The organism is Clostridium sp. 1001271B_151109_B4, from assembly GCF_015670405.1.
Lineage (GTDB): Bacteria > Bacillota > Clostridia > Clostridiales > Clostridiaceae > Clostridium.
In genome coordinates this window covers 70,249-94,380 of sequence record NZ_JADPBQ010000010.1, presented here as the reverse complement: position 1 = coordinate 94,380, position 24,132 = coordinate 70,249, and the positions used below count along the sequence as shown (strand labels likewise).

The window sequence follows — 24,132 nt, the reverse complement described above, 5'->3', positions numbered from 1 at the left end:
ATAAAAAATTAGGTATATTATATAGACCTAATTTTTTTTTATGTTATAATGTGATATACTAGTGTACTAGATTGAAGATAAATATTATTAGGGGGTAAGTTAAATTGATTCTTTATGACAAACTAGATAAAGAAACTGGAAAAGACTATGTGTATAGAGTATTAAAAGATAATATCATGTGTTTAGAGCTAAAGCCTGGTGAACTATTAAGTGAATCTGATTTAGCAAAAAAACTAAATGTGTCAAGGACACCTATAAGAGAAGTATTAATAAAGCTTAAAGCTGAAAAATTAATAGAAGTTAAGCCACAAGCAGGAACTTATGTATCACTAATTGATTGGAATTTAATAGAAGAGGCTATTTTTATTAGATATAATTTAGAAAAAGAAGCGTTAAGAGAAGCATGTGAAAATTTTTCAGAAGATACATTAATGGAAATGGAAAAATGCTTATTTGCACAAAAATTAATTGCACAAAAAGGTGATAATTTATTAGAGTTTCATAATTTAGATAAAGAGTTTCATAAGCTATTATTTGTTGGTATAAACAAGACAAATGTATGGGAATCAATTTGTAATATAAGTACTCATTATAATAGAATGAGATTATTAGCTGAAATGAAATTAAATAAAGCATTTTTAGTAGATCAACACATAACGTATTTAGATATTATTAAAAATAAAAACGTTGATATTATTGACGAGGTTGTATCAAAGCATATAAAAGATCCAGTGGAACAATGGGAAAAAATAATAAAAGAAGATTCAGAAATAGCTAGTTATATAGTTTAATATAATAATTTATAAAAATTTATATAAAAAATTTTTAAAATAATAAATTTAGTTATGAAAATTAGAAATTATAGTATAAGAGAAGGTCGTATATATTTAATTTAATATTATATGGCTTTTTTTGTATAAAAAAATTTAAATGTTTTCAAAAAGTTATTGTAATTCATATATTAATATTCTAGTATACAAGTATAGTAGTTGCAAGGAGGAATGTAAAATGAAATTACCTTTTAATATTGATTTAAAAAATAAAGTTTGTGTTGTAACAGGTGGAACAGGAATTCTTTGCGGAGCAATGGCTGATGCACTTGCAGAGTGTGGAGGAAAAATTGCAATTTTGGCATTAGGTCAAGAGGCTTGTGACAATAAAGCAAAAGAAATAAATGAAAAGGGCGGAACAGCAATTGGTATTGAAGCCAATGTTTTAGATAAAGAAAGTTTAAGAAAGGCACATGAAATAATTCTTAAAGAATTTGGGCCAGTTGATATATTAATAAATGGTGCTGGAGGAAATCATCCAAAAGGAACTACAACTAAGGAGTACTTAGAAGTTGAAGATTTAGAAAATGAAGATTTAACTACATTCTTTGATTTAGATCCAAAAGGTGTAGAGTTTGTATTTAATTTAAACTTTTTAGGAACATTACTTCCATCACAAGAATTTAGCAAGGATATGATAAATAAGGAAGGTGCTACAATAATTAATATATCATCAATGAATGCATTTACACCACTTACAAAAATCCCAGCTTATTCAGGGGCAAAGGCCGCTGTAAGTAACTTTACTCAATGGCTTGCGGTTCATATGTCTAAAGTTGGAGTTAGAGTTAATGCAATAGCACCAGGATTCTTTGTAACAGATCAAAATAGAAGATTATTATTTAATGAAGATGGAACAGCAACTCCAAGAACAGAAAAGATCTTAAATAGTACACCAATGAGAAGATTTGGTGAAGCTGATGAATTAATAGGAACATTATTATACTTAGTTTCTCAAGAAGCATCAGGATTTGTAAATGGAGTAGTTATTCCAGTAGATGGAGCATACTCAGCATATTCAGGGGTATAGGGGGATAAGAGAAGATGATTTTAAGTGAATTAAAGGCAAATGGAATTGTAGCCGTAGTTAGAGGTAAAAGCCATGAAGAAGCTAGAGGTTACATGGAAGCATGCTTAAGAGGTGGAATTAAATCATTGGAACTTACTTATACAATCCCAAATGTATGTGAGCTTATAAAAGAATATAGCTCACATACAGAAGCATTAATTGGTGTTGGAAGCGTTTTAAATGCTAAGATGGCTTGCGACGCAATTGAAGCAGGTGCTAAGTATGTTGTAAGTCCAGGATATAGTGAAGAAGTTGATAAGGTATGTAAAGAAATGCAAGTTCTTTATTTGCCAGGTTGTATGACAGTAAGTGAAATAATGAAAGCTATGGATGCTGGAAATAAGATGATTAAATTATTCCCAGGCGATGTTTTTGGTGCTAAGTATGTAAAAGCAATTAAAGCACCTATTCCAAGTGTTGAAATAATGCCAACAGGGGGAGTTTCAGTTGACAATATTGAAGAGTGGTTTGAAAATGGAGTTTCTTGCGTTGGAGTTGGAAGCTCATTAATTAAAGGATCACTTGAAGATATAGAAAATACAGCAAAAGCTTTTATGAAAAAAATGGACAAAATTAGAGCTTAAATTTTTTTAACAAAGCTGGTATACTAGTATTCGTCAAGTGTGCCAAGAGTTTTAAAAAGTAGTGATTTATTTATTAGAGGAGGAAAAAATCATGGAAATGACATTCAGATGGTATGGTAAAGATGATCCAGTTAAAATTGAATACATCAAGCAAATACCAGGAATGAAGGGAATCGTTACGGCTATATATGATATTCCTGTTGGAGAAGTATGGCCGCTTGAAAGAATTTTAGAATTAAAGAATGAAATAGAAAGTCATGGCTTAAAGCTTTCTGTAATAGAAAGTGTACCTGTACATGAAGATATAAAACTTGGGTTACCAACAAGAGATAAATATATAGATAACTATATACAAACAATTAGAAATTTAGCAGAGGCAGGTATAGATACAATATGCTATAACTTTATGCCAGTATTTGATTGGACAAGATCTGATTTAAATTATGAATTAGAAGATGGATCAACATGCCTAATATATGATGAAGAACAAGTCAAAAAGATGGATCCAGCTTTAGGTGAATTAGAGTTACCAGGATGGGATACTTCTTATGGTGAAGGTGGACTTAAAGGTTTATTAGAACAATATAAGGATATAGATGAAGAAATACTATGGAGCAATTTAAATTACTTTATACAAAGAATAATGAAGGTTGCTGATGAAGTAAGAATGAAAATGGCAATACATCCGGATGATCCACCATGGGGAATATTTGGATTACCAAGAATCATAACTAATTTTGAAAACTTAAAGAGATTTATAGATTTATATGATAGTCCTTATCATGGAATCACATTATGTACAGGCTCTTTAGGTTGTACAAAAGTTAATGATATGGTTAAGATGATTAACTATTTTGGTAAGGAAAGAAATAGAATACACTTTGCTCATCTTAGAAATGTAAAAATTACTGGAGATAGTAGCTTTAACGAAGTAGCTCATTTATCAGAAGCAGGATCTTTAGATTTCTATGAAATAGTTAAGGCATACTGTGATTATGAATTTACAGGTCCATATAGACCAGACCATGGAAGAATGATTTGGGGAGAAACTGGTAGACCAGGATATGGATTATATGATAGAGCATTAGGTGCAGTGTATATCAACGGATTAATTGAGGCAATTAATAAAAATAAAAAGAATAATTAATTTTAAGGGGATAAAAGAATGAAGAAGTTTATGGATAAAGACTTTTTACTAGAAAATGAAGTAGCAAAAGTTTTGTACCATAATTATGCTTCAAAGGTGCCAGTGTTTGATTATCACTGTCACCTGGTTCCTATGGAAATAGCCACAGATCATGAGTTTAAAAATATAACAGAAATGTGGCTATACCATGACCACTATAAGTGGAGAGCTATGAGAAGCTTTGGTATAGATGAAGAGTATATAACTGGAAATGCAAGTGATTATGATAAATTTTATAAATTTGCAAAGATGATGCCATATTTAATTGGAAATCCTATTTATCATTGGTCGCATTTAGAACTTAAGAGATTCTTTGGTGTTGAAGAAACATTAAGTGAAAAAACAGCAGATATTATTTGGGAGAAATGTAACAAGGCAATAAAAGAAAATAAATTAACAGCAAAGAAGTTAATTGAAATGGCAAACGTAGTTTATATTGGAACTACAGATGATCCTATAGATGATTTAAAGTACCATAAGCAAATAAAAGAAGATGATAATTTTGAGTGTTCAGTTAATCCAAGCTTTAGACCTGAAAAGGCAATGAAGATACAAAACAAAGGATTTAAGGAGTATATAGATAAGTTATCAGAAGTTAGCAATATTGAAATTAAATCATTTAATGATTTGGAAAGGGCTCTAGAAGTTAGATTAGATTATTTTTATGAAAATGGATGTATGATTACTGATCATAGCTTAGAAAGAGTTGTTTTTTATAATTATTCATGTGAAGAAATTAACAAGATTTTTATTAAAGCATTAAATGGTGAATACATAACAAATGAAGAAGCATCAAAATATTCTATTGCATTGTTAATAGCTTTAGGAAAGATGTATTCAGAAAGAAAGATGATAATGCAACTTCATATAGGAGCATTAAGAAATAATAATACAAGAATGTTCAATAGAGTAGGAGCAGATGCAGGATTCGATAGTATTGATGATGGTGAAATAGCATATTCACTTTCAAGAATACTTGATGAATTAGATAAAGAGGATAAACTTCCAAAGACAATTTTATATTGTTTAAATCCTAAAGATAATGAAGTGATTGGAACAATGATTGGTAATTTCCAAGGCGGTAATATAGCAGGAAAAATCCAATTTGGATCAGGCTGGTGGTTTAATGATCAAAAAGATGGTATGGAAAGACAGATGATGGCATTATCACAACTTGGTCTTATAAGTCAATTTGTAGGAATGGTAACTGATTCAAGAAGCTTTTTATCATATACAAGACATGAATATTTTAGAAGAATATTATGTAATTACTTAGGTGGTTTAGTTGAGTCTGGTCAATACCCTTATGATGAAGAAATACTAGGTGAAATTGTAGAAAACATTTGTTATAAAAATTCAGCAAAGTATTTTGAAAGATAATTATTAAAAGTATAGAATGGAAAATCTATATAAATTAATTTTCCATTCTATATTAAGAGATTATAAAAGTTTTAATGTAAATGTATTCAAAAAGAATTATTTTGGGAGGATAGATTAATTATGGTTCTTGATTTGATAAGTAAAAAAGAAGAACAAGTGAAATCTTTTAATGTGGGTGATAAAGTTGGATATGCACTTGGAGATTTTGGGTGTGCAGCATTCTTCGCATTTGTAAGTAGTTATTTAATGGTATTCTATACGGATGTTTTAGGGATTAGTGCAGCTGCTGTTGGAACTTTATTTGTAGTAGCTAGGTTTTGGGATGCGGTTAATGACCCTATAATGGGAGTCCTTTTAGATAAGGCACAAAGTACTAAACATGGTAAATTTAGACCATATGTTGTTAGATTCGGCTTACCAATGGTTATTATTGGAATATTAGCTTTTACAGCAATACCAGGTTTACCAGATAATCTTAAGTTACCATATGCATACGTAACATATATTTTATACGGTATGTTATATACAGCTGTTAATATACCTTATGGTTCATTAGCTTCAGTAATGACTAATGATTCTGATGAAAGAACAGCTTTATCAACTTTTAGAAATCTTGGATCTATGTTGGCTAATATCTTAGTAATGGTATTAGTTCCTAAAATAATATTTAATGCACAAGGTAAAGTTACAGCTGAAGGATTTATAACTTGTGCTATAGTATTAGCAATAATTTCAACAGTATCATTCTTCCTTAACTTTAGATTAACTAGGGAAAGAATAGTACACAAAGCAAGTAATAGTAAAAAGGGAATTATAGAAACAATAGGATTATTGTTTAAAAATAGAGCATTTTTAGGTGTTGCAATAGCTTCATTCCTAATGCTAGGTGGTACATTTACATTAAGCAGTCTAAATGTATATTTATTTAAAGATTATTTTAAAGCCACTAATCTTACTGCTATTGGTGGAATGATTGGTATGTTAGCATCGGTTGTTGTTATACCATTTGCAGGAGCAATAGTTAGAAAGTTAGGGAAAAAAGAGTCAGCAGTATTAGGATCAACATTTGCAGCTTGTATGTATATAGTAATGTTATTCATACCTAATTTAACAGTAATGACATTCATTACATTATCATTCTTAGCTGGTTTAGGTTCTGGTTTAGTAAATACAATAATTTGGGCATTAGTTTCAGATGTTATTGATTATCAAGAATATACTACAGGAGAAAGAAATGAGGGGACAGTTTACTCTTCATATTCATTAGCTAGAAAATTAGGACAAGTTATATCTGGTGGTATGGGAGGATTTGCATTATCTTTATTAGGATATCAATCAGGTGTTACGGTACAAGCAGAAAGTGTCGGTGTTGGTATTAAGAATATAGGTATAGGAATGGCCGCTGGAGGATTTATATTAACTACATTAGTTCTAATATTTATATATAACCTTTCTAAGAAGAAGGTAGAGGAAATGAATAAAGAATTAGTAAAAAGAAGATTAGCTTAATAAAAATAGCGACAATAAGTATACGTATACTTAGAAAATATTGGATATAGGGAGGAAACTAAAATGGTAAATTTAAAAGTAAAACCTTATAATTTAGATGAAGAATCTATAAGATGGGTAGAAGATACAATTGCTAATATGTCTATAGAGGAAAAAATAGGACAACTATTTGTAAATATGGGGGCAAGCCGTGATGAAGAGTATTTAAAAAGTATTTTAGATAACTATCACATTGGAGCTGTTCGTTATAATCCAGGTAAGGCAGAAGAAGTATATGAGCAAAATAGAATATTACAAGAAAATTCTAAAATTCCACTACTAATAGCAGCAAATACAGAGATGGGTGGAAATGGAGCATGTACAGATGGTACTTATGTTGGTAATGAAGTAAAAATTGCTGCAACTCAAGATTCACATTATGCTTATGAATTAGGAAGAATCTCAGGGGTTGAAGCATCTGCTATAGGATGTAACTGGAGTTTTGCTCCAATCGTTGATATAAATAGAAACTGGAGAAATCCAATAATATCTACTAGAACTTGGTCAGCAGATGTTGAACAAACTTTAGAATTATCTTTACAATATATGAAGGGGATAATGGAATCTGGAATTTTACCAGCAGCTAAACATTTCCCTGGAGATGGTATAGATGAAAGAGATCAACATTTATCATTTGCACCAAATACTTTAACAGTAGAAGAATGGGATAATACTTTCGGAAAAGTATATTCAGGATTAATTGAAGCAGGTCTTCCATCAATAATGGCTGGACATATTGCTTTACCACAATATGTAAAGAAATTTAATCCAGAAGCTACAATTCAAGAAATGAATATGCCTGCAACTTTAAGCAAATATGTATTAACAGATTTATTAAAAGGTCAAATGGGATTTAATGGTTTAGTTGTAACTGATGCATCTCATATGGTTGCTATGACTTCAGCTATGAAGCGTAAAGATATGTTACCTACTGCAATTGCAGCCGGTAGTGACTTATTCTTATTTTTCAATGATCCAGATGAAGATTTCCAATGGATGATGGAAGGATACAAAAATGGAGTTATAACTGAAGAAAGACTTAATGATGCATTAAGTAGAATATTAGGTTTAAAAGCTTCTTTAGGATTACATAAGAAAGCTAAAACTGAAATATTACAACCAAAAGAAGAAGCAATGGCTAAGATTGGTTTAGAAGAAAATAAGAAAGCAGCTTTAGAAATAGCTGACAAAGGTATAACTTTAGTTAAAAATAATCAAGAAATATTCCCTATTTCACCAGATAAGACTAAGAAAGTATTACTTGTAAATGCAAAAGGGTTTGAAGGGGGATTTGGTAAGTTTATAGCTCTTATGCAAGGAGTTCAAAAAGGACCTATAGATATAATGAAAGAGTTATTAGTAGAAGAAGGATTCGAAGTAGAAATATATGAATCACCAATAGATAAGATTATGAAGTTACCAAAGGAAGAAATGGGTGCAGCACTTGGTAATGTTTATGCTGGTAAACGTCCAATAGCTGAATTAACATCTAAATATGATTTAATAATAAATATAGCTGATGTAGGAGCAAGTGTTGATCAGCGTCTTCAATGGCCACCAAGCAAAGGTACTCCAGATATTCCGTTTTATGTTAATGAAATACCTACTATTTTTGTTTCGGTACAATGCCCATTCCACTTAGCTGATGTACCGCAAGTTAAAACTTATATAAATACTTATGATAATAAAGACTATACTCTTAAATCATTAGTTGATAAGATGGTGGGACGTTCTGAATTTAAGGGTGTAAGTCCAGTAGATGCATTCTGCGGATTAGAAGACACTAGATATTAATAAAATGTATAAGTAAAAATACGACCTTTTTATAGCGATACCTAAATATTTAATATATAATTTTAAGTGAAACTAACATAATAAAAGGCACTTTCTTAAACTAAAGAAAGTGCCTTTTATTATGCTATAAATTGTATAAATAGTGAAATTTATTGACAATAAAAATCAATAAATCTAAAATATAATAAAGAGAATATTTGTTCGAGATTAAATAAAAAGAATTATGATAAAAATAAAATAATGAAGTATATCGAAGAGGGTAGAAAGATGAAAGATAAGATTATAGTAAAAGGTGCGAGAGTACATAATTTAAAAAATGTTTCCTTAGAAATTCCTAGAGATAAGTTAATAGTATTTACTGGATTATCAGGATCAGGTAAATCTTCTTTAGCATTTGATACATTATATGCTGAAGGACAAAGAAGATACGTTGAGTCTTTATCAGCTTATGCAAGACAGTTTTTAGGGCAAATGAATAAGCCAGATGTAGACTATATTGAAGGGCTATCACCAGCAATATCAATAGACCAAAAAACAACTAGTAAAAATCCAAGATCTACTGTTGGGACAATTACTGAAATTTATGATTATTTAAGATTGTTATATGCAAGAATAGGTATTCCACATTGTCCTAAATGTGGAAAGGTAATAACTCAACAGTCTGTTGACCAAATTGTTGATCAAATAATGGCGCTTGGGGATAGAACTAAAATTCAAGTTTTAGCTCCAATTATAAGGGGAAAAAAAGGAACTCACGAAAAAGTATTAGATAATATAAAGAAAAGTGGATATGTAAGAGCTAGAGTAGATGGTGAAATATATGAGTTAGCTGAAGATGAAATAAAGCTTGAAAAGACTAAGAAGCATAATATTGAGGCAGTGGTTGATAGACTTGTAATTAAAGAGGGAATTGAAGGTAGATTAAGTGATTCACTAGAAGCGGCATTAAAATTAGCAGAAGGGCTAGTTATAATAAATGTAATTGGTGATGAAGATATATTATTTAGTGAAAACTTTGCATGTGCGGATTGTGGAATTAGTATACAAGAATTTGAACCAAGAATGTTTTCATTTAATGCACCGTACGGAAAATGTGATAAATGTGATGGATTAGGAACTTTAATGGAAATAGATCCAAATCTAGTAATTCCAAATAAGAATTTAAGTGTTATGGAAGGAGCTATTGCTACTTGGGGAGAAGGTAGATTAAAGGAAGATTCATGGACATATGCTATATTACAAGCATTAAGTAAAGAGTATGATTTAGACTTAAGTAGACCAGTGAAAGAACTATCTAAAGAGCATTTAGATTTATTATTATATGGAACTAATGGACATAAGTTATCTGTTATTTATACTAAAGATGGAGTAAAGGCAAAATATGCATATTCTTATGATGGAGAAATTAATTCACTTATAAGAAGATATAAAGAAACTAACTCAGATATTATAAAAGGTGAAATAGAACAATATATGAGCAATAATGCTTGTCCAAAATGTAAAGGGGCTAGACTTAATAAAGAAGTTTTAGCGGTTACTGTTGGAGACAAAAATATATATGAATTTACCAAAATGTCAATTAAAGAAGAACTTGACTTCATAAACTCAATTACATTATCTGAAAAAGAAAGAATTATAAGTGATCAAATAGTAAAAGAAATAAAAAGTAGATTACAATTCTTAGTTAATGTTGGATTAGATTATTTAAATCTTTCAAGAAGCTCAGGAACTCTTTCTGGTGGAGAAGCACAAAGAATTAGACTTGCTACTCAAATTGGATCAGCGTTAATGGGAGTGCTATATATATTAGATGAACCTAGTATTGGATTACATCAAAGAGATAATGATAAGTTAATTCAAACCTTAAAAAATTTAAGGGATGTAGGTAATACAGTTATAGTAGTTGAACATGATGAAGATACTATGAGGGAAGCAGATTATATAGTAGATATTGGGCCAAGAGCAGGGGAACATGGTGGTCAAATAATTGCAGCAGGACCAGTTGATGAAATAATGGCATGTAAAGAATCAATTACAGGTCAATATTTAACTGGGGAAAAAGCAATCAATGTCCCAGAAGTAAGAAGAAAAGGCAATGGAAATTTTATTACAGTAACTGGTGCTAAAGAAAATAACCTTAAAAACTTAAATGTTAAATTCCCATTAGGTGTTTTAACAATGGTTACAGGGGTTTCAGGTTCTGGTAAGAGTACATTAGTAAATGAAATACTTTATAAGGGATTAAATAAGATAATTAATAAGAGTAAAAACCCAACTGGTGCTTTTAAAGAGATAAGTGGATATGAAAATATTGATAAGATTATAGATATTGATCAAAGCCCTATAGGTAGAACTCCACGTTCAAATCCAGCAACATATACAGGAACATTTGATATAATAAGAGAGTTATTCTCACAAACTCCAGAAGCTAAAATGAGAGGATATAAGCCAGGAAGGTTTAGCTTTAATGTAAAAGGTGGAAGATGCGAGGCATGTTCTGGTGATGGAATTATAAAAATAGAAATGCAATTCTTATCTGATGTATATGTTCCATGTGAGGTATGTAAAGGAAAGAGATATAATAGGGAAACTCTTGAAGTTAAGTATAAAGGTAAAAATATTGATGATGTCTTAAATATGACAGTAGAAGAGGCATTAGAATTCTTTGAAAATATCCCAAGGATAAAAAATAAGATTCAAACACTAAAAGATGTAGGATTAGGATATGTTAGATTAGGTCAGCCTTCAACTCAATTATCAGGTGGTGAAGCTCAAAGAATTAAGCTTGCATTTGAATTATCGAAGAGAAGTACAGGAAAGACTTTATATATACTAGATGAGCCAACAACAGGGCTTCATGTAGATGATGTTAGTAGATTAGTAGAAATATTACAAAGATTAGTTGAAGCAGGAAATACAGTTGTTGTTATAGAACATAATTTAGATATGATAAAATGTGCAGATTATATAATAGATTTAGGTCCGGAAGGTGGAGATAAAGGTGGTACATTAGTAGCACAAGGAACGCCAGAAGAAATAGTTAAAAATAATAAATCGCACACAGGGAAATATCTTAAGAAGTTATTAAGTTAACCTTAGATGACTTGTTATTTTTTACAATAAGATTTAATATATAATGGTAAATATACGTTAATTTGAGGTGAAGGTATGAGTTTTGGAAAGTTGGTTACTTTTGTATTTGGTATAATTTTTATAATTTTATTATATGTCATTATATATTACGCATTGAAGATAATGTATAAAGATGTTAAAACCGGTGGAAAAGCAAGAAACAACAGCTCAGGCATAAGATATGGTATTGAGGTTATTCAAACGGGAGTTAATTCCGTGTTAGAACAGGGATCTGTAGTTCCTATAAGAGGAATTATTACATTAGGAAGGAAGCCAGAAAATACAATAGTATTAACTGAACCTTTTGTATCAGGTAATCATGCAAAAATATATGCTAAAAATAATAATTTATATGTTGAAGACTTAAATAGTACCAACGGGGTATATGTGAATAGTGAAAAAATACAGGAAAAGTATAAGCTAGTTGCTGACGATGAAGTAAAAATAGGAAGTGCTATTTTTAAAGTTTTAAAGTCAGGCAGATAATAGAGGTGATGATATGAAATCAATAAAGCGAGAAAAAAGATTACTGGGATTAGTATATCTGCTATGCTTACTACTTTTCACAGCATTAGGTTTTTTACAACAACCTTTTGATAAATTTGCATTAATAATGGGGGTAGTCTTATGTGTATTAATAGGCTATTCCCACTTTGTAGTTAGAAGATTTTATCCAGATGGAGATAAATTTATTTTAATTTTTGCAAGTGTATTAGCAGTAGTAGGGGTAGCGACATTATATAGAATAAATACAGTTACAGCTATTAAGCAATTAGTTTGGATAGCTTTAGGTATAATAGCTTATATATTGATAGTAGTAATATTGCCAGATTTAAAGAGTTTTGCAAAATATAAAAATATATATATGATAATAACTTTAATATTAATGCCATTAGCATTAATATTTGGTACAGAATTATATGGGGCAAAGAACTGGATTATAATAGGGCCTATATCTTTTCAACCTTCAGAGTTTGGAAAGATTGCATTAGTATTATATTTAGCATCTGCATTATCAACATATGAAGCTAAAAACAATGTTAAAGGAGATGCCAAGCAATTATGGCAACCAGCATTAGTTGCAGGTTTTTCAATGGGGTGTATGGTACTTCAAAGAGATTTAGGAAGTGCTTTAATATTCTTTGGTATTTCAATAACATTACTTTATGTTACAACATCAAAGAGAAAATATGTATTTACTGCCTTAGGATTAGCGGCTATAGGTTCAGTAGTTGGATATTCCATGTTCGGGCATGTACGAGAAAGAGTTAAGATTTGGTTAGATCCGTGGAAATATGCCTTAGGATCATCTTATCAAATCGTCGAAGGTATGTATTCTATTGCTGCAGGCGGACTTTTTGGAGTTGGGTTAGGGCAAGGTCATTTTGAAAACTTACCTGTTAAAGAAAGTGATATGATTTATGCAATTATATGCGAAGAGTTTGGAATAATTTTTGCAATTGGATTAATGATAATATATTTCTTATTATTTTATAGAGGTATAAGAGCAGCATTTGTTACAAAAGATAGCTATTCACAATTAATTGCAGTTGGATTTAGTACAATGATAGCATGTCAAACATTAGTTATAATAGGAGGAATATTTGCTGTTATTCCATTAACAGGTATAACATTGCCTATTATAAGTTATGGTGGTTCATCAGTATTAACAATATTTTTTGCATTAGGAATATTGCAAAAAATATCAGAGGAGGCATAGGATATGAATGATTTAGCAAAAAGTGTTAAGCATGTAATGACAGTTTTCTTAGTTTTCTTTATAGCATTGATATCCTATATTGCATATTTTCAACTAATTAAAAGTCCTAAAATTAATGAAATGGCAGGTAATACAAGGGTTATAGCTAAAAAGAATGAAGTTTTAAGAGGAACTATTTACGATAGAAATGGAACAGCATTAACTACAAGTGAAAGATTAAATGAAACTTCTCAAAAAAGAGATTATTTATATGATAACTTATATGTTCATGCATTAGGTTATACAAGTGCAGTATATGGAACTACTGGTCTTGAACAAGAGTATAATAGTGAATTAACTACTTATAATGCTTTTGGTAATAACTTTAGAAAATTCTTAGATACTATTGATTTAAGTGGATTAGTAGAAAATATTAAGAATGATAAAGAAAATACAGGAAGCTTTAATTTTTCAGAGAATTTTAAAGAATTTAAAGAAAAAATAGATTTTAGTTTATTAACAGAAGAAGATGATAAGGTGGGGAATGGAGTTGTAACTACATTAGATACAACACTTCAACAAGTGGCATCAGATGCATTAGGTGATAATAAGGGAGCTGTAGTTGCATTGGATCCTAAAACAGGTGAAATATTAGCAATGGTGTCAAAACCAACATTTAATCCTAATAATTTAGCAGATGAAATGAATTCAGCTAATAGCGGAAGTTCGGATGATTCACCATTGATAAATAGAGCGATTAATGGATTATATCCTCCAGGATCTGTATTTAAGACTGTAACATTAACAAGTGCATTAGAAAACATGCCATCAGTAGTTGATAGGACTTTTAGTGATGAAGGAAAAATCAAATTTCCTGATGGAAGATCTTTGAGTAACTTTGGAAATAATGCTTATGGATCATTAGATTTAAAGCAAGCCTATAAGGTATCAAGTAATGTTGTATTTGGTACATTAGCTATGGAATTAGGAAATGATACACTTAAATCTACAGCAGAGGATTATGGATTTAATTCTGTAATAACAGGACCAGGTATATCTATAACTTCAAGTAGGTTTCCAACTTTAGATAGTTCAGAAATTGGTAATATAGCACAAAGTGGGATAGGTCAAAGTAGTATTTTAGCAACACCTATGCAAATGGCTTTAGTTGCAGCTACAGTTGGAAATGATGGAGTAATGATGCAGCCTAAACTTGTTAAGGCTATAGTTGATAAAGATCAAAATATAGTGAAAACTATTGATGATAAACAATTAAAACAAGTTATGTCTAGTGATATAGCAGAAACCGTACAAGAGTATATGGCTAATTTAGTTAACAGTAATTTAAGTAAATGGCCAGCCTTTGAAGGAACTAATGCTGGAGGAAAAACAGGTACTGCTGACTATACTTTACCAGATGGTAGCGAAGCAACACCACATAGTTGGTTTATTGCAGTAGCACCAATGGATGATCCACAAATAGCAGTTGCAGTAATTGTTGAAAATGGTGGAACTGGTTCAGGTAAAGCGGCAACTGTTGCAAGTAAGGTTGTAAGGCAGGCAGTTTTAGGATATTAAAATAAAAAAAAAAATTATGTGATAATATAAGAGTTAAGGGGGACAAAAGCAAGCTTAATTAATTTTAGATTTGCTTATAGTAACCTTTAACTCTTAATTATTATCTATTAACTAAAGAGGGGAGGATTCTAAAATGTTTGATTTTGAATATCATTTAAAGAATTTGCCAGATAAACCTGGAGTATATTTAATGAAAAATTCTTTAGGGGAAGTAATTTATGTAGGAAAAGCAAAAATATTAAAAAATAGAGTGAAAAGTTATTTCCAAAACTCAAAAAATCACTCTGAAAAAGTACGAGTAATGGTTAAAAATATTTCAGAGTTTGAGTATATTGTTACAGATTCTGAAATGGAAGCCTTGATTTTAGAGTGTAATTTAATAAAAAAGTATAGTCCTAAGTACAATATTTTGCTAAAGGATGATAAGTTTTATCCGTTTATAAAAATAACTATAAAAGATGATTATCCAAGAGTATTTGTTACTAGAAATTTTGCTAAGGATGGAAGCAAATATTTTGGACCTTATACTAATGGAACAGCAGTTTATGAAACTATTAATTTAATATATAAAATATTTCCATTAAGAACCTGCAAGCTTGCAATAAGAGAAAATGGAGAGAATATAAGACCTTGCTTGAATTATCACATTAAAAAATGCTTTGGACCATGTGGTGGGCATATTACTAAAGAAGAATATGGAAAGATGATTAGTGATATAATAGATGTTTTAAGTGGTAAAGAAACTTATGTAACTAAAATGCTAAAAGATGAAATGGAAAGAGCTTCTGAAGAATTAGAGTTTGAAAAGGCAGCAGCATTGAGAGATAAAATATTATCTATAGAGGCCATAGTCGAAAAGCAAAAGATTTTTAAAACTATGGAAGGTGACGAAGATTTCATTAATATAGAACAAGATGATAAAGATAGTTGCATTCAAGTATTCTTTTCAAGAGAGGGTAAAATAATCGGAAGAGAACACTTTATATTCGAAAATACAGCAAATGAAGGAATTGGTGAGATAATAGAGGAATTTATAGCCACATTCTACGGAGGAACAGCAAAGGTACCAAAAACTATTTTTGTGCCTGAAATTAACGAACTAGAACTAATGGAAGAGTATTTGACTATAAAAAGAGGTTCTAAGGTGTGTATCAAAGTACCACAAAAAGGACAAAAGAAAGATATGCTTGAAATGGTTAAAAACAATGCTAAAATTACATTAGAAAAGTTTAAAGATAAATATTTAAAAGATAAAGAATTAAATAGAGTTTCTTTATTAGAACTTCAAGAACTATTAAATTTAGATGAATGGCCTTCTAGAATAGAAGCATATGATATTTCTAACATACAGGGTGTAGATTCTGTTGGAACAATGATTGTATTTGAAGAAGGAAGAGCAAAAAATAGCGATTATAGAAGATTTAAGATAAAAACAGTTAAGGGTGCTAATGATTATGATAGTATGCGTGAAATATTAACTAGAAGATTTAATCATGGGTTAGATGAAATAAAAGCTATTCAACAAAGAGATTTAAAATTATCAGCAGGGAAGTTTTCAACATTTCCTGATTTAATAATGATGGATGGTGGAAAAGGTCAAGTTAATATTGCATTAGAGGTGTTAAAGTCATTAAATATAGATATTTCAGTTTGTGGACTAGTTAAGGATGATAAACACCAAACAAGAGGGATAGTATATAATAATAAAGAGTTGATTATAAATAGAGGGTCAAATTTAATGCAGCTTATTCGAAGAATTCAAGATGAGGTGCATAGATTTGCAATAACATATCATAGAAGCTTAAGAGATAAAAGAACTTTACATTCAATTTTAGATGATATACCTAATGTTGGAGAGAAAAGAAGAAGAGCATTATTAATGAGGTTTGGAAGCGTTGACAATATAAAGAAAGCAACGATAGAAGAGCTTTTAGATACACCATCTATAGATAAAAAATCAGCAGAAAGTATTTATATTTACTTTAATGGTAATAATTAAAACTAAATCACTTGTTTAATAGTATAAATTAATTTATACTATTAAAATGTAAATATTTTATAATTTTAAGGAGCTTGTCATGAATAAATACGATAAATTTGTAGGGTTGTTTAGAGAATTTTATGATGCAAATGATATTAAGATAGATGAAAAACTAAGTAGTTACGTTAATTTTAAAGTTGGTGGGCCAGCAGATATATTATTAACTCCAAAATCAAAGGAGCAGGTAATAAAAAGTGTTGAAGTTTGTAAGAAGAACAATATTCCGTTTTATTTAATAGGAAATGGTTCTAACATACTAGTTAGAGATGGTGGATTTAGAGGTGTTGTAATTTCTTTAAAAGAGGTTAGCAATATTATTGTAGATGGAGATAAAATAGAAGCAGAATGTGGAGCTATGCTTAAAGCGGTTTCTGATAAAGCTATGGAAAATTCATTAACTGGATTTGAATTTGCTTGTGGGATTCCAGGGACTATAGGTGGAGCAGTATTTATGAATGCAGGTGCTTATGATGGTGAAATAGCCCATGTTATTGAAAGTGCTGAAATAATTGATGAAGAGTGCAATATTGTAAGACTTTCAAATAAAGATTTAGGGTTTGGATATAGATCATCAATAGTTATGAAAAAAGGATATACAGTATTATCAGCTGTATTTAAATTAGAAAAGGGTCAGGTAAAGACAATAAAAGAATTAGTTGATGATTTAACTAATAAAAGAGAGTCAAAACAACCCCTTGAATATCCATCAGCAGGAAGTACATTTAAGAGACCTACAGGGTACTTTGCAGGAAAACTTATTCAAGATGCGGGCTTAAAGGGTTATTCTATAGGAGGTGCAGCAGTTTCAGAAAAACATTCAGGTTTTGTAATTAATAAAGGAAATGCTACAGCTAAAGATATAACTGATTTAATAAAATATATTCAAGATGAAGTTAAGAGTCAATTTGGAGTAGAGCTTCATCCAGAAGTTAGAATAATTGGTGAAGAATAAAAGGTTGTCCTTAGGGCAACCTTTTTTATGCCTAGATTTATTCAATTAAGTTGTGTAAAGGCAAATTTGTTTTGATATAAGTGATGCTCTAAATCTTAGATTTAGTTAGCAGAACTTACCCATTCGACGGATAGGAGAAGGAGTTTCCTTAAAAATAATTCGTGAAGGTTTCTAAATATTCTATTTACTCAATTAAGTCGTGTAAAAGCAAAGCTGTTTTGATATAAGTGATGCTCTAAATCTTAGATTTAGTTAGCAGAACTTACTCATTAGACGAATAGGAGAAGGAGTTTCCTTATAAATAATTTATGAAGTGTCCTAAATATTCTATTTACTCAATTAAGTCGTGTAAAAGCAAAGCTGTTTTGATATAAGTGATGCTCTAAATCTTAGATTTAGTTAGCAGAACTTACTCATTAGACGAATAGGAGAAGGAGTTTCCTTATAAATAATTTATGAAGTGTCCTAAATATTCTATTTACTCAATTAAGTCGTGTAAAAGCAAAGCTGTTTTGATATAAGTGATGCTCTAAATCTTAGATTTAGTTAGCAGAACTTACTCATTAGACGAATAGGAGAAGGAGTTTCCTTATAAATAATTTATGAAGTGTCCTAAATATTCTATTTACTCAATTAAGTCGTGTAAAAGCAAAGCTGTTTTGATATAATTATTCTATACAGAATTATATAAGTTTAAATTTATTAAAGTTATATCATAGGATTAAATAAAGCAGAAGTTTTTGGAGGTATTATATGAGATTCATTATAGTAACAGGCTTATCAGGTGCGGGTAAATCAGAAGCTACAAAAAGCTTAGAAGATATGGGGTATTTTTGTATAGACAATTTACCACCAACATTAATTACAAAGTTCGCAGAAGTTTGTTCAAAAAGTAACGGTGAAGTTGATAAGGTTGCATTAGTAATTGATATAAGAGGTGGAGTATTCTTTAATGATTTATTCCAAAGTTTAAGAGAACTAGAGAAAGATCAATTTAAATATGAAATACTATTTTTAGATGCAACAGATGAGGTATTAGTAAAGAGATTTAAAGAAAAGAGAAGAAGTCATCCATTATCAGGTGGAGGAAGAGTTATAACTGGAATAGAATTAGAAAGAGAAAAATTAAGAGAGGTTAAGGATAAATCAGATATTATCATAGATACATCAAAATATAAAATTGGTGATTTAAGAGAAGAAATGACTAAGTATTTTGGTGACGAAACTCTGCCAGAAAAGCAAATGTCAATTACAGTATTAAGTTTTGGATTTAAATATGGTATACCTGTTGATTCGGATTTAGTGTTTGATGTTAGATTTATACCAAATCCATTTTATATACCAGAATTAAAGCCTTTTTCGGGATTAGATGCTCCAGTTAAAGACTATGTTTTACAACAAGATGAAACAAAGAGCTTTTTATATAAGCTAACTGATATGTTAGAATTTTTAATTCCTAATTACAAAAAAGAAGGTAAGAGACAGCTTATTATATCAATAGGATGTACAGGTGGAAGACATAGATCAGTTGCTATTGCAAATGAAATTTATCAGAGTTTACATGAAAAGAATTACGATGTTTATATAGAACATAGGGATATTAAAGAAGATGTTCATAAAGGGGATAAAAAACTATGATAATGGAGTTTTTGATGAAGCCTGGTATAAAAATAAAACGATGGATTTTTTTAGGTTTTATTGGTGTGATTTTATCGGTAGTAGGATTTATTAAAATTTTTTCACAGGCGGGGCCCAATATAGGATTTAAAGTTTTATACTTATTTTTAAGTTTAATTGGGCTTTTAATTATATATATAGCCCTATCAGAATTTATAAGAGCATTTATTGCATTAATAAATAATGAAAAGATTAAAATAACTATAACTGATAAAAATATTGAGGATTTAGTTGATGAGAAGAGGGTTCATGTAGGAGGACCTAAGGTTGTTGTTATAGGTGGAGGTACAGGTTTATCTACAATGCTTAGGGGGCTTAAGCTATACACTAATAATATAACGGCAATAGTAACTGTAGGTGATGATGGTGGAGGTTCAGGAAAGCTTAGGGCTGACCTTGGAATGCTTCCGCCAGGGGATATAAGAAACTGTATTTTAGCTTTAGCTGATACTGAGCCAATAATGGAGGATTTACTTCAATATAGGTTTACAGAGGGAACTTTAAAGGGACAAAGCTTTGGTAATCTATTTTTAGCTGCTATGGATGGGATAAGTGATAACTTTGAGGCTGCAGTTCAAAAAATGAGTTCTGTACTTGCTGTAACTGGAAAAGTATTACCTGTTACTCTTGATGATATGAAGTTAGTAGCAGAACTTGAAAATGGAAGTATTATAGAAGGTGAATCTATAATACCTGATGAAGTTATCAAACAAAAAAGTAAGATAAAAAAATTAAAGATTGAGCCTGAAAGGGCAAAACCTTTATTAGATGCTTTAATGGCTATAAGTGATGCAGATGCAATCGTTATGGGGCCTGGAAGTTTATATACAAGCATAATTCCAAATCTTTTAGTAGAGGATATTGCAGAGTGCATAAATAAAAGCGATGCAATTAAAATTTATATTTCTAACGTAATGACCCAGCCAGGAGAAACTGATGATTTTGCTGTGTCTGATCATATAAAAACATTAATGAAGTATAGTGGAAAGAATAGCGTTGAATATGTTATTGCAAATAACGGGACAATCCCTAAGGATATAGAAGAAAGATATTTAAGTGAAGGCTCTAAGTTAGTTGAGTTAGATTATGAAAATATAAAGGACTTAGGGGTTAAGGTAGTAGAAACAGATTTAGTTAAAATAACTAAAGGATATGTAAAGCATGATTCAGACTATTTAGCACAAGTATTAATGACAACTATTCTTGATAAAAAGTTATTATATGATAAGAAGAAGATAATGGAATATATGTATGTTTCCAAAAAAATTAAAAATAGTAAAGGAAAATAGAGGATATTGGGGAGGCAATATCCTCTATTTTTATTTAAAGTAATTTTCCATTATTATATTATGACACAGTAGGAACAGTTTATGATATAATGTGTTATATATTTATAGTTAGTTAGGAGAAAAAATTTATGTCGTTTTCAGCGAAAGTAAAAGGAGAAATATGCAGATATACTGATATATCGAAAGAGGAAGCATTAGCAGAGCTTTCAGCAATAATGAAAGGTAGTGGAACTATAGGATTTAGTGGAAAAGGTCTTAGCTTTAGAATTACAACAGAAAATCCAGCTTCAGCAAGACATATATTCACTTTACTAAAGGAACACTTTGATATACATTCTAAATTAATGGTTAAGAAGAGTAATTCATTAAAGAAGAATAATATCTACATGGTTTTAATAGAAGAATATATGGGGGTTAGGGACTTACTTCAAGAAACAGGGATTTTCAAAGAAATAGATGGAGTACTAACTATTGATTATAAAATTGATCCTGAAATGGTAAAGACTGAAGAGTATAAGAAAGCTTATATTAGAGGAGCTTTCATTGGTGGGGGAAGTGTAACTAATCCTGAAAAGACATATCATTTAGAGTTTGTAACGCATAGTGAAGAATATGCAATTGATTTATCAAAACTAATTAATTCTTTTGGATTAAACTCGAAGGTTATTCAAAGAAAAAATAGTTTTATAATATATATTAAAGAAGGTGAGCAAATAGTTGACCTTTTAAACATAGTAGGGGCTCATACTTCATTACTTGAATTAGAAAATATAAGAATAATGAAGGAAATGAGAAACAATGTAAATAGACTTGTAAACTGTGAAACAGCTAATTTAAGTAAAACAGTTAATGCGGCAGTAAGACAGGTTGAAAGTATTAAGCTTATTCAAAATAGTATTGGACTTCAAAGATTGCCTAAAAATCTTCAAGAAGTTGCAGAGCTTAGATTAAGCTATCCAGATGAATCTCTAAAGGAGCTAGGAGAAATGCTAGATCCACCAGTTGGTAAGTCTGGAATTAATCATAGGCTAAGAAAAATAGAAAAAATAGCAGAAGAAATTAGAAGTGGAAACTATTAGTTAGTTAATAGTTAATAGTTAATAGTTAATAGTTAATAGTTAAGCGCTAGTATATAAATCCTTTTGGAATTTATATACTAGACTATTAACTAAAAACCTTTAACTAATTAAAACGGGGGTGTTTTATTGGAAAATAAAAAGTTCTGTCATCTTCACTTACATACAGAGTATAGTTTACTTGATAGTTCGGCTAAGATTAAAAAGGTCATTAGCAGAGCTAAGGAACTAGGTATGGAAAGTATAGCAATTACTGACCATGGTGTAATGTATGGGTGTGTAGCTTTTTATAAAGAAGCTATAGCACAAGGGATTAAGCCTATTCTTGGTTGTGAAGTTTATGTAGCAAGCAAGTCTATGAATATTAAGATTAATGATAAGGATAATGGAACATATCATTTAGTTTTATTAGTTAAAAATGAAGTTGGTTATGAAAACTTAATGAAAATAGTATCAGCGGCTTCAATTGATGGGTTTTACTATAAGCCAAGGGTTGACCATGATTTTTTAAGAAAACATAGTGAAGGTTTAATTGCTTTAAGTGCTTGTCTTGGTGGAGAAGTACAAAAAAATTTATTAAGGGATGATTATGAAAAGGCTAAAGAAATTGCTTTAATGTATAATGATATATTTAAAGATGGTTTCTATTTAGAGATTCAAGATCATGGAATGGAGGAGCAAAGAAAGGTTACAGAAGGTAATATTAAGTTATCTAGGGAAACTGGAATACCTTTAATTGCAACTAATGATGTCCATTATATTAATCAAGATGATTCTAAAGCTCATGATATTCTTATGTGTATTCAAACAGGTAAAACTGTTGAAGATGCAAATAGAAGAAGATATCCTTCAGATCAGTTCTATTTGAAGTCTCAAGAGGAAATGTGGGATATGTTTTCTTATGTTCCAGAGGCATTAGAAAATACTATTAAAATTGCAGATGAATGTAATTTTGATTATGAATTCCATGTATCTAAGTTACCAAATTTCCCAGTTCCACAGGAGTATAAAACTCATTTTGATTATCTTGAAGAGGTGTGCTTTGAGGGGTTGGTTGAAAGATATGATGTCTTTGAACAGTTTAGAGATAAGTTAATTAATGTTCAAGATATAAAGGACTTTGCTGAAACTAATGAAGAAGCAAAGACTTATGTTGATAGGCTTGATTATGAGCTTGGTGTAATTAATCAAATGGGATATGTTGATTATTTCTTGATTACTTGGGACTTTATTAAGTATTCAAATGATCATGGAATACCAACTGGACCAGGAAGAGGATCGGCAGCAGGTTCCATAGTTGCTTATACTCTGGGAATAACAAAAATTAATCCGATAAAGTATAGCTTGCTCTTTGAAAGATTTTTAAATCCGGAAAGAGTTAGTATGCCAGATTAAAAAGAAGTTTATACTAAGAATATATTAAATTCTTAGGAGTGTAGAATTTTGAAGCGATATGAGTTGGATAATTATAAGGCTGAAATTATAAATTTATATATTGATGAAAAATTATCATGTAGTAAAATTGCAGATAAACTTGGATGTAGTTTATGTGGTATCTATGATGCATTAAAAAGATGGAAAGTTAGTACTAGAAATTTAAGGGATAGTCATTTAGTTTATTCGGTGAATGATGATTATTTTTCGGAAATAGATACTGAAGAAAAAGCATATTGGTTAGGGTTTATTTATGCAGATGGATACGTAACTGGAAGCAAATTGGGAATAGCATTAGCTAATTTAGATAGGATGCATTTAGAAAAATTCAAGAAATGTATAGGTTCAGATTATAAAATTAAATCGTATGTATCTAACTCGGTTTATGGTAGTTGCAAATATTGTAGAATATTAATAAATAGCGAAAAATTAGTTAAAGATATAAAGGAAAAAGGTGTTATAGCTAATAAGTCATTAAAACTGACATTCCCAAGTATAAAAATATTAAATAGAGATTTATATAGACATTTTATTAGAGGATATTTTGATGGAGATGGAAGTTTAGTGTTATCGAGTAATTCTATAAATTTTAAGTTTTGTGGAACTAAAGAGTTCCTAGAAGAGATAGTAGATATCTTTAACACAGTTTCTGAATATAAGTATAATAAAAGATTATTTAAAAGATATAATGATGAGAAAAATAACTATTATATAAGTTACGGTGGGCGTTTAAAAACATTCAATATAATGAGTTATTTATATGATAATTCTACAATTTATCTAGATAGAAAATATATCAAATATATAAATTTGAAATCTACATTTTAACTTAATAGTCGTGTATATTAGAAATAATATACTTA

The 24,132-nt window shown here is 30.0% G+C and carries 17 protein-coding genes and 1 pseudogene; all 18 read left to right on the top strand.

Annotation, left to right across the window (positions count from 1 at the left end; translation table 11 throughout):
• The first annotated feature begins 104 nt into the window (after positions 1-104).
• On the top strand, positions 105-791 hold the full coding sequence (locus I4V63_RS08680; RefSeq protein WP_196000901.1) for a GntR family transcriptional regulator: 687 nt from the start codon (positions 105-107) through the stop codon (positions 789-791).
• Positions 792-1,008: 217 nt separating this feature from the next.
• On the top strand, positions 1,009-1,860 hold the full coding sequence (locus tag I4V63_RS08675) for an SDR family oxidoreductase (protein WP_196000900.1): 852 nt from the start codon (positions 1,009-1,011) through the stop codon (positions 1,858-1,860).
• A 14-nt stretch (positions 1,861-1,874) separates the two neighbouring features.
• Positions 1,875-2,483, top strand: a complete 609-nt coding sequence (eda, locus tag I4V63_RS08670) for a bifunctional 4-hydroxy-2-oxoglutarate aldolase/2-dehydro-3-deoxy-phosphogluconate aldolase (protein WP_196000899.1) — start codon at positions 1,875-1,877, stop codon at positions 2,481-2,483.
• Between the two features lie 91 nt (positions 2,484-2,574).
• Positions 2,575-3,630: a mannonate dehydratase gene (gene uxuA, locus I4V63_RS08665; RefSeq protein ID WP_196000898.1), complete on the top strand. Its 1,056-nt coding sequence runs from the start codon at positions 2,575-2,577 to the stop codon at positions 3,628-3,630.
• Positions 3,631-3,648: 18 nt separating this feature from the next.
• A complete protein-coding gene (uxaC, locus tag I4V63_RS08660; RefSeq protein ID WP_196000897.1) occupies positions 3,649-5,049 on the top strand; it encodes a glucuronate isomerase in 1,401 nt (466 codons plus the stop codon).
• A 120-nt stretch (positions 5,050-5,169) separates the two neighbouring features.
• Positions 5,170-6,558: an MFS transporter gene (locus I4V63_RS08655; RefSeq protein WP_196000896.1), complete on the top strand. Its 1,389-nt coding sequence runs from the start codon at positions 5,170-5,172 to the stop codon at positions 6,556-6,558.
• A 63-nt stretch (positions 6,559-6,621) separates the two neighbouring features.
• A complete protein-coding gene (locus tag I4V63_RS08650; RefSeq protein WP_196000895.1) occupies positions 6,622-8,391 on the top strand; it encodes a glycoside hydrolase family 3 N-terminal domain-containing protein in 1,770 nt (589 codons plus the stop codon).
• Positions 8,392-8,658: 267 nt separating this feature from the next.
• Complete coding sequence (uvrA, locus tag I4V63_RS08645) at positions 8,659-11,484, top strand: excinuclease ABC subunit UvrA (protein WP_196000894.1); 2,826 nt, start codon at positions 8,659-8,661, stop codon at positions 11,482-11,484.
• 75 nt (positions 11,485-11,559) lie between these two features.
• Positions 11,560-12,009: an FHA domain-containing protein gene (locus I4V63_RS08640; protein WP_196000893.1), complete on the top strand. Its 450-nt coding sequence runs from the start codon at positions 11,560-11,562 to the stop codon at positions 12,007-12,009.
• Positions 12,010-12,022: 13 nt separating this feature from the next.
• Complete coding sequence (locus I4V63_RS08635; RefSeq protein WP_196000892.1) at positions 12,023-13,243, top strand: FtsW/RodA/SpoVE family cell cycle protein; 1,221 nt, start codon at positions 12,023-12,025, stop codon at positions 13,241-13,243.
• A 3-nt stretch (positions 13,244-13,246) separates the two neighbouring features.
• The gene (locus I4V63_RS08630) at positions 13,247-14,800 is read left to right on the top strand and encodes a penicillin-binding transpeptidase domain-containing protein (RefSeq protein ID WP_196000891.1); all 1,554 of its coding nucleotides are present in this window, start codon (positions 13,247-13,249) and stop codon (positions 14,798-14,800) included.
• 133 nt (positions 14,801-14,933) lie between these two features.
• Positions 14,934-16,799 carry an excinuclease ABC subunit UvrC gene (gene uvrC, locus I4V63_RS08625; protein WP_196000890.1) on the top strand — a complete coding sequence of 622 codons (1,866 nt, stop codon included), beginning with the start codon at positions 14,934-14,936 and terminating at the stop codon, positions 16,797-16,799.
• A gap of 79 nt (positions 16,800-16,878) precedes the next feature.
• Entirely contained in the window at positions 16,879-17,793 is a 915-nt protein-coding gene (murB, locus tag I4V63_RS08620) for a UDP-N-acetylmuramate dehydrogenase (RefSeq protein ID WP_196000889.1), read from the top strand.
• 753 nt (positions 17,794-18,546) lie between these two features.
• The gene (gene rapZ / locus I4V63_RS08615) at positions 18,547-19,431 is read left to right on the top strand and encodes an RNase adapter RapZ (protein WP_196000888.1); all 885 of its coding nucleotides are present in this window, start codon (positions 18,547-18,549) and stop codon (positions 19,429-19,431) included.
• A complete protein-coding gene (locus I4V63_RS08610) occupies positions 19,428-20,759 on the top strand; it encodes a YvcK family protein (protein ID WP_196000887.1) in 1,332 nt (443 codons plus the stop codon). The genes rapZ and I4V63_RS08610 overlap by 4 nt, the downstream gene beginning before the upstream one ends.
• Positions 20,760-20,887: 128 nt before the next feature.
• The gene (whiA, locus tag I4V63_RS08605) at positions 20,888-21,838 is read left to right on the top strand and encodes a DNA-binding protein WhiA (protein WP_196000886.1); all 951 of its coding nucleotides are present in this window, start codon (positions 20,888-20,890) and stop codon (positions 21,836-21,838) included.
• Between the two features lie 126 nt (positions 21,839-21,964).
• A pseudogene (gene dnaE / locus I4V63_RS08600) lies at positions 21,965-23,263 on the top strand (DNA polymerase III subunit alpha); the annotation flags it as partial.
• 15 nt (positions 23,264-23,278) lie between these two features.
• Entirely contained in the window at positions 23,279-24,097 is an 819-nt protein-coding gene (locus I4V63_RS08595; RefSeq protein WP_207746533.1) for a helix-turn-helix domain-containing protein, read from the top strand.
• Positions 24,098-24,132 lie beyond the last annotated feature (35 nt).

Bases quoted from the DNA above. Each gene is read 5' to 3' on its own strand.
- I4V63_RS08675 (WP_196000900.1), top strand. From the start codon at position 1,009: ATGAAATTACCTTTTAATATTGATTTAAAAAATAAAGTTTGTGTTGTA.
- eda (WP_196000899.1), top strand. From the start codon at position 1,875: ATGATTTTAAGTGAATTAAAGGCAAATGGAATTGTAGCCGTAGTTAGA.
- uxuA (WP_196000898.1), top strand. From the start codon at position 2,575: ATGGAAATGACATTCAGATGGTATGGTAAAGATGATCCAGTTAAAATT.
- uxaC (WP_196000897.1), top strand. From the start codon at position 3,649: ATGAAGAAGTTTATGGATAAAGACTTTTTACTAGAAAATGAAGTAGCA.
- I4V63_RS08655 (WP_196000896.1), top strand. From the start codon at position 5,170: ATGGTTCTTGATTTGATAAGTAAAAAAGAAGAACAAGTGAAATCTTTT.
- I4V63_RS08650 (WP_196000895.1), top strand. From the start codon at position 6,622: ATGGTAAATTTAAAAGTAAAACCTTATAATTTAGATGAAGAATCTATA.
- uvrA (WP_196000894.1), top strand. From the start codon at position 8,659: ATGAAAGATAAGATTATAGTAAAAGGTGCGAGAGTACATAATTTAAAA.
- I4V63_RS08640 (WP_196000893.1), top strand. From the start codon at position 11,560: ATGAGTTTTGGAAAGTTGGTTACTTTTGTATTTGGTATAATTTTTATA.
- I4V63_RS08635 (WP_196000892.1), top strand. From the start codon at position 12,023: ATGAAATCAATAAAGCGAGAAAAAAGATTACTGGGATTAGTATATCTG.
- I4V63_RS08630 (WP_196000891.1), top strand. From the start codon at position 13,247: ATGAATGATTTAGCAAAAAGTGTTAAGCATGTAATGACAGTTTTCTTA.
- uvrC (WP_196000890.1), top strand. From the start codon at position 14,934: ATGTTTGATTTTGAATATCATTTAAAGAATTTGCCAGATAAACCTGGA.
- murB (WP_196000889.1), top strand. From the start codon at position 16,879: ATGAATAAATACGATAAATTTGTAGGGTTGTTTAGAGAATTTTATGAT.
- rapZ (WP_196000888.1), top strand. From the start codon at position 18,547: ATGAGATTCATTATAGTAACAGGCTTATCAGGTGCGGGTAAATCAGAA.
- I4V63_RS08610 (WP_196000887.1), top strand. From the start codon at position 19,428: ATGATAATGGAGTTTTTGATGAAGCCTGGTATAAAAATAAAACGATGG.
- whiA (WP_196000886.1), top strand. From the start codon at position 20,888: ATGTCGTTTTCAGCGAAAGTAAAAGGAGAAATATGCAGATATACTGAT.